Annotated in this window: 12 protein-coding genes and 1 pseudogene; 5 read left to right on the forward strand and 8 right to left on the reverse strand. The window is 59.5% G+C overall.

Annotation, left to right across the window (positions count from 1 at the left end; all coding sequences use genetic code 11):
* The first annotated feature begins 929 nt into the window (after positions 1-929).
* Positions 930-2,429: an ABC transporter substrate-binding protein gene (locus tag ACLBWT_RS17135; RefSeq protein WP_447664349.1), complete on the forward strand. Its 1,500-nt coding sequence runs from the start codon at positions 930-932 to the stop codon at positions 2,427-2,429.
* A gap of 542 nt (positions 2,430-2,971) precedes the next feature.
* Positions 2,972-3,598 carry a LysE family translocator gene (locus ACLBWT_RS17140; protein ID WP_447664350.1) on the forward strand — a complete coding sequence of 209 codons (627 nt, stop codon included), beginning with the start codon at positions 2,972-2,974 and terminating at the stop codon, positions 3,596-3,598.
* Between the two features lie 266 nt (positions 3,599-3,864).
* Here ACLBWT_RS17140 and ACLBWT_RS17145 read toward each other — a convergent pair whose 3' ends face one another.
* The 7 genes from ACLBWT_RS17145 to nikA all read right to left on the reverse strand — a co-directional run bounded on the left by ACLBWT_RS17145 (position 3,865) and on the right by nikA (position 10,671).
* On the reverse strand, positions 3,865-4,323 hold the full coding sequence (locus ACLBWT_RS17145) for a hypothetical protein (protein WP_447664351.1): 459 nt from the start codon (positions 4,321-4,323) through the stop codon (positions 3,865-3,867).
* Positions 4,324-4,459: 136 nt separating this feature from the next.
* Positions 4,460-5,782: an MATE family efflux transporter gene (locus ACLBWT_RS17150; protein WP_447664353.1), complete on the reverse strand. Its 1,323-nt coding sequence runs from the start codon at positions 5,780-5,782 to the stop codon at positions 4,460-4,462.
* Positions 5,779-6,561: an ABC transporter ATP-binding protein gene (locus ACLBWT_RS17155; protein WP_447664355.1), complete on the reverse strand. Its 783-nt coding sequence runs from the start codon at positions 6,559-6,561 to the stop codon at positions 5,779-5,781. The genes ACLBWT_RS17150 and ACLBWT_RS17155 overlap by 4 nt, the downstream gene beginning before the upstream one ends.
* Positions 6,545-7,375, reverse strand: a complete 831-nt coding sequence (locus tag ACLBWT_RS17160) for an ATP-binding cassette domain-containing protein (protein WP_447664356.1) — start codon at positions 7,373-7,375, stop codon at positions 6,545-6,547. Before ACLBWT_RS17160 ends, ACLBWT_RS17155 begins: the two co-directional genes overlap by 17 nt.
* Positions 7,375-8,190 (reverse strand): nickel transporter permease, encoded by an 816-nt coding sequence (gene nikC, locus ACLBWT_RS17165; protein ID WP_447664357.1) that lies wholly within the window; start codon positions 8,188-8,190, stop codon positions 7,375-7,377. Before nikC ends, ACLBWT_RS17160 begins: the two co-directional genes overlap by 1 nt.
* Positions 8,187-9,131: a nickel ABC transporter permease gene (nikB, locus tag ACLBWT_RS17170; RefSeq protein ID WP_447664358.1), complete on the reverse strand. Its 945-nt coding sequence runs from the start codon at positions 9,129-9,131 to the stop codon at positions 8,187-8,189. Before nikB ends, nikC begins: the two co-directional genes overlap by 4 nt.
* 1 nt (position 9,132) lies before the next feature.
* Positions 9,133-10,671, reverse strand: a complete 1,539-nt coding sequence (gene nikA, locus ACLBWT_RS17175; RefSeq protein ID WP_447664359.1) for a nickel ABC transporter substrate-binding protein — start codon at positions 10,669-10,671, stop codon at positions 9,133-9,135.
* 535 nt (positions 10,672-11,206) lie between these two features.
* On the opposite strand from nikA, the gene ACLBWT_RS17180 reads away from it, so the two are divergent.
* Positions 11,207-11,545 carry a hypothetical protein gene (locus ACLBWT_RS17180; RefSeq protein ID WP_447664360.1) on the forward strand — a complete coding sequence of 113 codons (339 nt, stop codon included), beginning with the start codon at positions 11,207-11,209 and terminating at the stop codon, positions 11,543-11,545.
* Between the two features lie 180 nt (positions 11,546-11,725).
* Here the strand turns inward: ACLBWT_RS17180 and ACLBWT_RS17185 are convergent.
* Positions 11,726-11,885 (reverse strand): annotated as a pseudogene (locus ACLBWT_RS17185) (IS256 family transposase); the annotation flags it as partial.
* A gap of 54 nt (positions 11,886-11,939) precedes the next feature.
* Between ACLBWT_RS17185 and ACLBWT_RS17190 the strand changes: the two are divergent.
* Entirely contained in the window at positions 11,940-12,002 is a 63-nt protein-coding gene (locus ACLBWT_RS17190) for a YjcZ family sporulation protein (RefSeq protein ID WP_447664410.1), read from the forward strand.
* Between the two features lie 176 nt (positions 12,003-12,178).
* Positions 12,179-12,415: a hypothetical protein gene (locus ACLBWT_RS17195; RefSeq protein ID WP_447664362.1), complete on the forward strand. Its 237-nt coding sequence runs from the start codon at positions 12,179-12,181 to the stop codon at positions 12,413-12,415.
* The last annotated feature ends 64 nt before the right edge of the window (positions 12,416-12,479 follow it).

Consider the following 12,479-nt stretch of genomic DNA (forward strand, 5'->3'; position numbering starts at 1 on the left):
CGATGGCCGATGGCAGATAGGGTCCGCTCCGCGGCAGGCTGAAGCTGCTGTAAGGCTAAAAGACCGGTGGGGCCGCTCCGCGGGCCAAGGCTGAACACCGCGTGACGCCGCTTCGCGGCAGGCTGAACACCGGATGATGCCGCTCCGCAGGCGGATGGCCATTCCGATCGCTGTTGAAGTCCGGATTTTCTCGATTAGTTGAGGTCAAGGTGGAAATCCGGCCTTCAAAGGCGAACGCTGACGCTTCTCCACGGCCATTCCGCCTGCTCCGGGCATCCGGCTCAGCCTAGTAGACAGCGCCGTCGCCAAGCAGCTAATCTTCGGCTTCACGGATTCGTGTCGCAGCCGTCGCCGAGCAGCCATGCTTTGGCTTTACGGATTCGTGCCGCAGCCGTTTCCGCTCAGCCAGGTCAGCTCAGCAAGAATCCGCGCAGCTGCTGACGCAGCCATGCTCCGGCTTCGCACGGATTCGTGCCGCAGCCGTTTCCGCGCAGCCAGGTCAGCTTCTCAAGAATCCGCGCCGCTGCTGCTCCGCAGCCATGCTCCGGCTATCGGCAGCGAAGCTTTCGGCACTCCGCCGACCGGCTGGCTGCCTTCGCCAAGCCGGTTCCGGGCCGCTATCGGACATACGATCCGTTATTTGGCCGATTCGGTCGGAAATGGACTTTTATCGGACATGAGATCCGTTATTTGCCCGAAAAAGGGTGATTTAGGTGCTGAAAGCAGGAAATAGCGGAACGTATGTCCGATAATTCCGAAAATCGCTCCAAAACATCAAAATAGCGGAACGTATGTCCGATTGATCCGGCGCCGATTGGCGGAAGAGCGATCAGGATTCCGGGGAGCAACCGATCCAACGAATATTTACGGCCGCCCTCTGTACCGGGCGTCCCTGAATAGATAATCTTATACTTACGGGGGATGAGAACATGAAGAAACGGATGGGAATCATGGCCCTGCTCTTGCTGGCGGGAGCTGTAGCCGGCTGCTCGGGCGGCGGCAATAACAATAATGGCGGCGACAATGCCGCAGCGGGCAATGCCGGAGCGGCGGCCAACGCCGGAACGCCGAAGGCGGACGAGAAGCCGGTCAATCTGGTCTGGTACACGATCGGCACGCCGCCGAAGGATCTGGCCGCCGTCAACGATGAGATCAACAAGTATATCAAGGACAAGATCAACGCCACCGTCGAGATGAAGATGCTGGACTGGGGCGATTATTCCCAAAAGATGCAGATTACGATCAACTCCGGTGAAAATTATGACATCGCTTTCACCAGCTCGTGGGCCAACGATTATTTCGCCAACGCCAAGAAAGGCGCCTTCTACGAGCTGGACGGCCTGCTCGACAAGCAGGGCTCAGGCATCAAGCAGGCTCTGAATCCCACCTTCCTCGAAGGCACCAAGGTGAACGGCCACAACTACGGCGTGCCGACGAACAAGGAGCTGCCGCAGCAGCGCGTATTCCGCTTCAACAAGACGTATGTCGACGAGCTGGGACTGGATATCAGCAACGTGCGTACGATCGACGACCTGGAGCCCCTGCTCAAAACGTTCAAGGAAAAAGAGCCGGGCATCGCGCCGATCCCGGCCAAAATCGCGGAATTCCTGCCGTTCGACCTTCCCGTCAACGATCTGCCGTTCATCGGAGTGCCGCTGAACACGACGGATTACAAGCTGATCAACGTCTGGGATACCCCGGAAGCGATGAGCTACCTCAAAACGATGCACAAATACTATGAAGCCGGCTATCTGCCGCGAGACGTAGCGACGCAGAAGGATGCAGGCGATTACTTCAAGACGGGCAAATGGCTTGTGGACGTCGCCGACGCCCAGCCATACGCCGACAACCTGTGGTCCGCCGACGCCGGCTACGAAGTCGTCTCCAAGCCGATGCAGGACCCGATTACGTTCAACTGGTCCGTGGCCGGCTCCCTGCAAGCTATCAATGCCAAGTCCAAGCATCCCGAGAAAGCGATGGAGTTCCTGAACCTGCTGTATACGGATGCGAATCTCATCAACCTCGTCGACTTCGGCATCGAAGGCAAGCACTACAAGAAAACGGGCGACGAGGTGAAGGAGACGATTCCGGACAGCGGTTACGGCTTCCCGGCTTTCTCCGTCGGCAACATGATGCTGACCTACCTGAATCCGACCGATCCTGCCGACAAATGGGAAAAGTTCAAGGAATTCAACGAATCCGCGACGAACGCTCCGCTGCTCGGCTTCCAGCTTGATACGAGCAGCATTACGACCGAGCTCGCGAACCTGAAGAATACGAAGGAAGCCGTCTACAACGGCCTGTTCTCCGGGACGCTTGATCCGGAGAAGAATATCGCCCAGATCAACCAAAAGCTGAAGGACAACGGTCTCGATAAAGTGATGGCCGAGGTTCAGAAGCAGATCGACGCCTGGAAAGCGTCCAAGTAAGTCCCCGTTATGACCGAGCAGGGTCCTGAAGCCAATAGGCTGCCGGTTCGGGAATGTCGGGAAAGCGTCCAAGTAAGCTTGCGCCATAATCAAACAGGCGTCCTGAAGCCAAGCCGGCTCAGGAACGCCTGTTTTTTGTCTTCCCAACATTCGCGGCGGAAGGTAATATAGGATATTACTAGAGAATTCGAGCGGCCGTGGAGCCGGGGTGCGAGGAGCAGGCTGTGCAGCAGCAAGCGATGAACAGATAAGCAGCAAACAAAGTTTACGATGAACAGATAAGCAGCAAACAAAGTTTACTTTGAACAGATAAGCAGCAGACAAAGGTTATGATGAACAGATAAGCAGCAGACAAAGTTTACTTTGAACAGATGAAGCGGCAGCAAGCGAAGTTACAAGGTGAGTTAGGCTAAGTATCAGAAGGTAAAGTTGTAGGTTATAAGAGCCGACGAAGTTTAGATTCAGGAGCCGACTATGAGAGTTGGCGGGGGCGGAGATTATCATTTCCTCCGCCTCCAATTAAGCAGGAAGGGGCTGGAAAAATGAGCGCTGGAGCTTTGCTGGCATTTAGCCTTGTATCGCTGGGCATGGTCTGCGCGCCTGGACCGAACATGATTTATCTCATTTCGCGGTCGGTCACGCAGGGCCGCAGGGCGGGAGTTATTTCCCTGCTGGGGGTCATGCTGGCCTTTATCGTCTACATCACGGCGACGATGCTGGGGCTGTCCGCTCTGTTCACCGCCGTGCCGGCGATGTTCGTCATCGTGAAGACAGCCGGGGCCGCCTACCTGCTGTGGCTGGCTTGGAATGCGTTCCGCACCGGCAATAAGCAGGGCTTCGCGCTGCGCGCCCTGACGATCGATCCGCCAAAGAAGCTTTTCCTGATGGGCTTCATGACCAACCTGCTCAATCCGAAAAGCGCCATGCTGTATGTCTCGCTGCTGCCGCAGTTCCAAAATCCCGGCGCAGGCTCGCTTCTCGTCCAGAGCGCCACGCTGGGCGCGGTGCAGATGACGGTCAGCTTCGCGGTCAACCTGCTCGTCATCCTGGCGGCCAGCACGATCGCCTCCTGGTTCGGACAGCGGCCGTCGTGGCTGAAATTCCAGCGTTGGTTCATGGGAACGGTGCTGACGGCTCTTGCCGTCCGGATGGCTTTTGAGCGCCGGTAACTTCCTGGTGCAGATGCGGGCATTCTTGTGACGGCTGCCGCCAAAAGAATGCCCGCATCCTATAAGGGCTTTGCCCGGAGTTGACTCCGCGGGCCATCGTGCCGGCAGCGGTTGAGTGCAATTACGGCTGCATTTCCTGCCGAGCCGCCGGCCATCGGAGCAGGCGCCAGCCTGTTCAAAGGTGAGAAGCCCACGTTTTATTTTCTTTCGTGCCCTCTGGGAAACAACGAAAAAGACAGCTTCCGAATAGTCGGAGGCTGTCTTTTTTAGTCCTTGAGCTCCTCCGTCTCTCTGACCTGATTCCGCCAATTCACGGGGGCCAGCGCGTTGACGATCAGCACATAGACGGGGTATGCGAGCAATGCCCCCAGAAGCATCAGCCCGACGGCCGGGTTGGGCTTGTCTCCCGGATCCGTAATCGGGAAGAAGGAGGCGAACGCATAGAAAAACAATGCCGAATAGGGAAGCCACAATATCGCGGATATATAGCGGCTGCGCTTTTTCCCGAATTTCCTCCTCGTCCAGGCATAAGCCAGTACGGTCACGGCAAGCCATAGGATCGCAGGACAGCCCTCTACGACAAGGCGCATCTGCGATCGGCTCCAGCCGGTGAGCCGTCCGATCCGGTAGTAGTTCGCGCCAAGCTCGAAATAGATCGTGAACGGCAGCGCATAAAGCGCGCTGATCAGGTTGAGCCGCAGAAAGCCCGAAGCGAATCCCTGCACGGCGATCCCCTCTTTTCTCTCCCTTATATCCCTGTCAATACTGACGATTGGGGAGGGGAAAAAGACCGCCTGGCTTTCTCAAAACGAAAGGGTTCTGCAGCAAGGCGCTTTTGCAGCTTTCTCAAAAACGAGAGGATTATGCTGCAAGACGCTTTTGCAATCCGGGCAGATAAAGAAGCAGAAAGACCGACCGTCCGGCGGCGAAGACGATGAAGGCGGCCCATAAGCCGTCATTCCCCCAAGCAGGGAAGAAGAGAAGGGCGCTGGCTGCGAATGCCGCCAGAGACAGCAGCATGGAGTTCCGGATCGGTCCCGTTGCGGTCAGGCCGGTAAAGACGCCGTAGAATGCAATTCCCGCGCCCGCTGCGGCGGGGAACAGCATCAGCCAGCCACTATAGGCGAGCGCGCTGCGGATCACCTCCGGGCTGCTGGCGAATAGAGGAATCAGCAAGTCCTTGAACGCCAGGTAAAGCAGCGTCATCAGCAGCGCAGCAGCAGCTGTCCAGACCCAGGTTAGCCGGACCGCGCGGCGCAGCAGGGCGGCGTTTTTGGCCCCTTTGGCTTGGCCGGCGTACAGGCTTCCGGCGTTCCCGATTCCGTCATAGAGATAAGCCATGAAATAATGGATCTGAAGCAGGATGACGTTAGCGGCCAGCAACGTCGTGCCTAGAGCTGCGCTCGCCGCCGTGAAGCCGTTGATCATTCCGAGCAGGCACAAGGTGCGGATGAACAGATCGGCGTTGGCCCGGAACATCCCGGCCCATCCGCCTGCTCCAAGGGCGGCCGCCGCGCCCGGCAGGCTCAGCCGGAAATGGGGTGAACGCAGCACATAGGCCAAGCCGAGCAGCAGGGCGCCGCTCTCCGCGATCAGGACGGCCCAGGCCGCGCCGGCCGCTCCCCAGGACAGCGCCTGCACGAACAGCAACGCCAGCACGAGATTGAGCAGGTTGGCGCCGATTTGGAGGAATAGCGTCTGGCGGATATGCGCCATTCCGAGCAGCCAGCCCAGAAGCGCGTAGTTGGCGAGCGTCACGGGAGCGCCCCAGACGCGGATGCCGTAGTATTGCCAGGCGAAGCGGGCGACGTCGGGATCGGGCTTGTACAAGGCGATAAAGCCGGAGAAGATCGGCTTTTGCAGCAGGATGAAAGCCAGGCCGAGCAGCAGGGACACCGCCAGCGGACGGATGAGCTGGGCGGAAGCCTGCTCCAGGTCGCTACTTCCTCGGGCTTGCGCCGCAAACCCCGAGGTGCTGACTCTCAGGAAGCCGAACAGCCAGTAGAGGGTGTTGAACAAGACTACCGCCAGGGCTGTGCCGCCAAGCACGGCGGGATCCCCGAGGTTTCCGACGACCGCGGTGTCGACCATGCCCAGAAGAGGCGTGGACAGCGTTGCGGCCGTGAGCGGGAGGACGAGCCGCAAGTAAGCGCGGTGTCCGGGAAGGGAAGGATTGTCGTTCACTCCAGAAAGACCTCCAGCAACAGCTTCGTGTAGTCGTGGCGGGCATCGTCGAACAGCTCGTTGTTGCGGAACCGGTCGACGATATGCCCGTTTCGCATGACCATCGTCTCGTCGCTCATGAAGTGGACGGCCGCCAGATCATGCGAGATGAACAGGCAGGACAGCGACAGGTCCTTCTGCAAGTCCTTGATCAGATCCAGAACGGCCGCCTGGGTAGTCATGTCGAGGCTGGCCGTCGGCTCGTCCAGCACGAGGAAGGACGGAGCCGCGCTGATCGCTCTGGCGATGGCGATCCGCTGCTTCTGCCCGCCGCTCAGCTCATGGGGATATTTGCCCATGGCAGAGGCAGGCAGCCGCACCAGCTCAAGAAGCGCGGCTGCGGCAGCCTCCCTTCCGGCCGGTACGCCGTCCAGAATGGCAGGTCGGAATCCTCTCCGCTGGTCGAGCGGCTCCAGGAGGGAGTCGATGATGCGCAGGCGTGGATTGAGAGAGGCGGAGGGATTCTGGAAGACGGCGCCCATGTGCGGCCGGGCTTGCCTGAGCTTGGCTTTGGAGGCCTTGGCAAGCGGCTCGCCTCGAAAGATGATTTCGCCTTCATCCCAACCGCTCAGGGTGAGCAGGCAGCGTGCCAGCGTGCTTTTGCCGCTGCCGCTTTCGCCGACGATGCCGAGGCATTCGCCTTTCTTCAGCTGGAAGCTGATGTCATGCAGCACCGCTTTGTCTCCGTAATTTTTGCGGACGTTCCGGACGGTCAATAGCGTGTTATCGCTGATGGTCATGAAGATCTTCTCCTTCCAGGCCGGCGGAGGAAGCCAGCCGCTCCGGCATCTCGCGCCGCAGCGGGGGAATGGAAGCGATCAGCCGCCGGGAATAAGGATGGGCGGGATGCTCCAGCATTTGCCGGGCGGTCCCGGTCTCCACGATGCTTCCCGTCCTCATGACCGCGATCCGGTCCGCATGCCGGCGGGCATGCCTCAAGTCATGGGTGATCCAGACAATCGAGATGCCGTAGCGGGATTTGGCGGCATCGAGCAGCCCCAGCACTTTGCGCGAGGAGACGCTGTCCAGCGCTGTTGTAGGCTCGTCTGCGATCAGCAACTTAGGGCGCAGCAGCAGGGCGGCGGCGATGGCGGCGCGCTGGAGCTGGCCGCCGCTCAACTGGTACGGATAGCTGCCGAACACCTGCTCGGCAGGCAGACCCGCCTGCTCCAGCTCCTCCAGGCATCGCTGCTTTCGGTCGCGGGCAGCAAGGGATAGATGGGATCCGAGCAGCTCCGTCAGCTGGGAGCCGATCGTCAGGAAAGGGGTGAACGTATTCCGGTAATCCTGGAACACATAGCTGATCTCGCGGCCGAGCAGCCGGCGCCGCGACTTGGCGTCAAGGGCGAGCAGCTCCAGGCCATGCCAGAGAATCGATCCGCTGCATGACAGCTGCCGGGGCAGCAAGCCTCCGATGGCGGCTGCGGTCAGCGACTTGCCGCTGCCGCTTTCCCCGGCGAGCGCCAGCCATTCCCCTTCCTGCAGCTCCAGGCTCAGCGAGCGGACGAGCTCTTGGCTGCCGCTGCGGATGGACAGCTCCGATATCGCGAGCATTATTCCGCTCCCCCTTTGAGCTTGACGTCGTACCGGTCGCGCAGCCGGTTGCCGGCGAAGCCGGCGAGCAGCACCGCGCCCATGACGGCCAGGCCCGGCGCAAGCATGAGATGCGGCGCCGCATGGAAGTAGGCGCGCCCTTCGCTCAGCATGGAGCCCCATTCCGGCGCCGGCGGCTGGGAGCCGAGGCCGAGGTAGGACAAGGAAGCCATCAGCAGGATGATCTTGCCGAGATCCGCGGCCGCGAGCGCGGCGACATGGCCCATTGCATGCGGAAGGATATGCTTCAGGACCAAGCGGACCGGCCGGAGGCCGCTGAGCAGAGCCATCGCGGCGTAGTCCTTTTCCTTTTCCGCCAGCGCGACGCTGCGGGCGAGACGGGCATAGCGCACCCATTTCACGGCGATGACGGCGATGAGCATGGACATGAGCCCGGGTCCCAGAAGCGCGCTCAGAATGATGGCGGACAGGTAGTCGGGAAACGTCATGAAGCCGTCGATGATCGGCTTGAAGATGCTGTCCGTGCGGCCGCCCTTCATGCCGGACAGCAGTCCGAGGGGCACGCCTATGGCGATGGAGACGAGCAGGACGGCCAGGCCGATCCCGATGGTGGGACGGGCTCCGGCGATGATTCTCGCCAGCAGGTCCCGTCCCAGATGGTCCGTGCCGAGCCAGTGCGCCGTTCCCGGCGGCAGCAGGCGTTCTCCCATGGAGATCTCATACGGATTCCAAGGAGTGGGCGATGGGATCGTGACGAGTGCGACAGCCGCTGCGGCAGCAAGCAGCAAGCCGGCGGTTCGCATGCTTATGTTCATGAATGGCGCAGCTCCTTTCGTGCCAGTTCGGGATTGGCAAGCCGGCAAGCCGCTTCCGTCGAACGGTTGACGAGAACGATGAACAGGGCGGCGAACAGCACATAGCCCATAATGACGGGATAGTCGCGTGCAGACACCGCATCGACGATCCATTTGCCGATTCCCGGGTAATTGAACAAGGTTTCGATGACGACCGTTCCTCCGAGCAGGCTGCCCAGGCTTTCGCCGAGCAGCGTCAGCAGAGGGACGAGGCTGTGCCGGAGCTGATGCCGGAAAAAGATGCGGAAGGGATGGATGCCGCGCGCCCGCGCCGACAGGACGAACTCCTGGTTCCCGCTTTCGATCAGGCTGGAGCGGATCAAGCCGACATAGAGGGCTGCCATGGACAGGCCCAGCGTTGCGGACGGCAGGATGAGAGAGGCGATCCCCTCGTTGCCCATAGGGGGAAGCAGTTGAAGGCGAGCCGCGAACAGATCGATCAGCAGCAGTCCGAGCCAGAAGCTGGGCATGGAAGAAACGGCTGCCGAAAAGTAGCGGCTCACCCGGTCCGGCCATCGGTTCCGATGCCTGGCGGCGAGCGCTCCGAGCGGCAGGGAGACCAGCAGCATGACGAGCAGCGAGCCGGCTGCGAGCGCCAGCGTATGCGGAAGCTTCTCGGCGAATTCGGCCGCGACCGGCAGACCGCTCAAGTAGGAGGAGCCTAAATCCAGCTTCAGAAGCTGGGACAGCCAGATGCCGTACTGGCGGTGCAGCGGCAGGTCGAGTCCGAGCTCCGTGCGGATTCCGCCCATCTGGTCCTGGGTTGCGGCCATCTCATCCACCCTCAGGATGCCCCGGACTGGATCTCCCGGCACAAGCTTCAGCAGGCAAAAGCTCAGGAAGGTGAGGCCGAGCAGGAATACAAGCAGGCGCAAGGCTTTTTTGGCGATAGCCGCAGCCATGTCAGCTCGCGACGTCCAGGTCTTTGGTGAGCAGATAATATTCGCTCATCGTCGTTTTCCAGCCGAGGACCTTGCCGCTGTAGACGACAACGTTATTGGGATGGACGATGAACGAGTTCAGCGTCTCGCTGTCCGCGATAGCCATCGCCTGGCGGCTCAGCCGGAGCCGTTCCTCGGCGTCGACGGCCTCATTGAGGGTGCCGATCGCTGCCTGCAGGCCGGGATGGTCGATATGGCTGTAATTCAGAGCTCCCTCCGGCAAATACCCGCTGTTCAGGAAGTAGGAGGCCTCGCCCCGCGGCGCCGTGACCAGACTGTAGGTAGCCAGGTCCCAGTCGTCGTTGGCGGCGAGATATTCATCGATGTTCTCCGCCTGGCGTATATCCAGCTTGATGCCGAGCTCGCCGGCATGGGCTTGGATAAGCTGGGCGATCAGCGGCAGCTCGGCTCGGGAGGAGTAGGTGAGAAGGCGGAAGGAGAGCGGTTTGCCTTGGTCGCTCACCTTGCCCCCCTCGACGGTATAACCCGCCTCGCGGAATGCTTCGCGAGCCTGGTCGAGGCTGAACGCCTTGGGCCTGTAGGCGGGAGAGAACGGCGCTTGGGCCGGGAAGGCGCCGGCCGCCGCCGTAGCCTGGCCGGCCATGATGTCCCTGGTGATCGTCTCGCGGTCGATGAGGAGATCGAAGGCTCTGCGCACTTGCTCCTGCGCGAGATGCCCGTTGCGCATATTGTACATCAGGAGGTGGGTTCTCAGGCTGGACCGGGATTCAAGCGTGAGGGACGGGTCGTTCTGGAGCTGGGCGAAGCTCTCCAGCGGCGGACGGAAGACGATATCGGCGCTCCCGGCCTTGATCGCCATCAGCCTCGCGTTGGCGTCCGAATTGAATAGGATTTCGGCATGATCAAGCTTGACCGGACCGCCCCAGTAGCCGGTATTCCGGTCGACCTTGAGGCTGCTGCCGGAGCGGAAGGCAGCCAGCTTGAAGGGGCCGGTGCCGACCGGATCGGAGTCCGTGGAGGCGGCAGCGACGATGGCGGTGTTGGGGTGGACAAAGCTGGAGGGAAGCTCCGGGTTGGGAGTTTCCGTCACCAGCCTCAGCTGCTGGCCGTCGGCATGGATTTCGCGAAGGCCAAGCGTGTTCCGGACAGCCGGGTTCAGCTCCTGGGCTCGTTCCAGGGACAGCTTGACCGCTTCCGCGTCGAGCGGTTGTCCATCGTGGAAGGCGGCTCCTTCCCGGATATGGAATGTCCAGTGCTGGCCGTCCTTGCTGCTCCATTCGTCCGCCAGACCGGGCTGCAGGCCGAGCTCGTCGCTGATCACGACCAGCGTTTCGGCGATGCCGGCTCTCACGGCGATGTAAGTCGTATCGGTATGAGGGTCGATCGCATGGCTCTGGATATTGAAGAGAAGGCGGAGGTTCTTCCCGCCGGATTGTACCTGCCCGGAATTGCCTGTTCCGGCTTCCTTGGCATCGGAGCAGGCGGCAAGCAGCAGGAGGGAAATTAAAAGAGACGGAAAGAGAAACATCTTCTTGAACATGATACAGGCATCCCCTTGCAGATAATCGTATTTTTTACTATTAACAATCGCGATGGTTCTCATTATAGGGAGAGCGGCACCCTCTGTAAACCTTTTTTTAGGGACATCAACTATCCTTTATACATCGGAGATTTAACTTGGCAGCTGGCAGCACGGGAGATCGGCGGTTCCGGTAGAAGAGGAAGGGCAGGCCAATCCGCCGCGCTCCGAGCATCTGCAAGCGGTATCAGGATCGGATGCGGTACGACGGGGGAGCCGGCAACAGCCCCTCTGCCTGGAGCTGCGCCTTCGGACTGACTTCATGCCCGGCCTTGCGGGCGGATTCATGCGGCTCTAGGACGATATTCTCAAATACTCGCAGTACGGCTCGGCCGCGTATTATGCCGGCGCTATCAACAGCGCCGTCAGCGGCTCCGCGGGGAGCGGCTCGCTCGGATTGCACGCCTGAACGAGGATGACAGCGGGCGGATGATGGTAGCATTTTGTAAATTCTCCTGATATAGTCGTTCTATCAGACTATAGGGGGAATACCTTCATGCCTGCATCCCGCACTATGAAATGGCTGACGGGGGTTATGGAACTGGTCCTCGGCATCCCGCTGGCAGGAGCCTTGATCGTGATCGGCTTCGGTTATGTGCCTTTATTCGTCATGCTTATCCTGCATATCATTACCTTTGCCTTGTCCAAGAGCAATGGCGAATCCAGCAGCGGCTCCATCCTCGGCATCATCACCTCGCTGATTGCCTGGATTCCGTTTGTCGGCATGGCCATGCATCTGGCCACCGCCGTTACGCTGTTCGTCAGCGCGTCCAGGACATTCGCTCCGAATCCGCCCTCGCATCCTCCCGTACCGCCGCCGCCGAGCAGCTTCTAGGCGGCGCGGCTAAGCTCAGCAAGAAGCTCCCTTCGGCGAAAGGGAGCTTCTTTTTTTGTGCAGGCAGCGTCAGCAGAGGCTGGCTGGCGGCATCGGTCCTAACGCGTTCCGAGTGATCGGAATCGGCGCGGCGGCTTCCTTCCGGAACTACTATCGCTAGCGACATCTTGGCTTTCGTCTCGTGCTCCTCGTAGCCCAGATGCGTGTCCATCTCCGCCTCCAGCATTTCCTGAATCGTCTCCGCAAAGAGGTCTTTCAGCGCGTTTTGAGCATCCTGTGCCGTGACCAGCTTGTTCTCCTTAATAAATGCCCGCAGTTGCTCCTTCGTCCACAATCCTATGTGTTCTCCCCGACCTTTCGTCATCTATCTTCATCTTTTACAGACTGAAATAAAATGACAGCTGCCTTAGTTCTTTTCATATTGCTGGTTATCATAACTAGTTCTTTCTGTTTCTAAACAAATAACATTTTTAAACCCTGCCAGCTTTGTACTGACAGGGTTTAAAAGTGCTCTTAAAGTCCGTTTCTCAAAATTTCGTAAACTAGCGGAATCTATCATGTAGAGAGTATAACTGCCGCGACCTCTTTTCCAACACGTTCATATGATGCTTTATTAAAGAAAGGGATGATGAGATGGAAACCTATTATTGCTGCATGCGACACATGAACCAGAGAGTCCGCATTACGACTAGAGACGGTCGTGTACACGAAGGAAGAATCGTAAGAGTGGATCGTGGTAACGTGTACTTGGAGACAGATCGAAGAGACGGACCTGTAACGACCTCCGCTTTCTTGCCCTATGGATTCAGGGCTCGCACCTCCATATTGACGTTAAGCCTGTTCACACTGCTCGCGATTGCTCTAATCTAATGTGCCGATCCCCTCGCTACGAGGAGATTTTTTTGGAATCAAAAAACACGAAGCGTAGCCAAAA

The sequence above is a fragment of the Paenibacillus sp. D51F genome (genome assembly GCF_053345695.1).

Excerpts from the sequence above, each read along its gene's own strand:
- ACLBWT_RS17135 (WP_447664349.1), top strand. The coding sequence starts at position 930 with ATGAAGAAACGGATGGGAATCATGGCCCTGCTCTTGCTGGCGGGAGCT.
- ACLBWT_RS17140 (WP_447664350.1), top strand. The coding sequence starts at position 2,972 with ATGAGCGCTGGAGCTTTGCTGGCATTTAGCCTTGTATCGCTGGGCATG.
- ACLBWT_RS17155 (WP_447664355.1), bottom strand. The coding sequence starts at position 6,561 with ATGACCATCAGCGATAACACGCTATTGACCGTCCGGAACGTCCGCAAA.
- ACLBWT_RS17160 (WP_447664356.1), bottom strand. The coding sequence starts at position 7,375 with ATGCTCGCGATATCGGAGCTGTCCATCCGCAGCGGCAGCCAAGAGCTC.
- nikC (WP_447664357.1), bottom strand. The coding sequence starts at position 8,190 with ATGAACATAAGCATGCGAACCGCCGGCTTGCTGCTTGCTGCCGCAGCG.
- nikB (WP_447664358.1), bottom strand. The coding sequence starts at position 9,131 with ATGGCTGCGGCTATCGCCAAAAAAGCCTTGCGCCTGCTTGTATTCCTG.
- nikA (WP_447664359.1), bottom strand. The coding sequence starts at position 10,671 with ATGTTCAAGAAGATGTTTCTCTTTCCGTCTCTTTTAATTTCCCTCCTG.
- ACLBWT_RS17180 (WP_447664360.1), top strand. The coding sequence starts at position 11,207 with ATGCCTGCATCCCGCACTATGAAATGGCTGACGGGGGTTATGGAACTG.
- ACLBWT_RS17195 (WP_447664362.1), top strand. The coding sequence starts at position 12,179 with ATGGAAACCTATTATTGCTGCATGCGACACATGAACCAGAGAGTCCGC.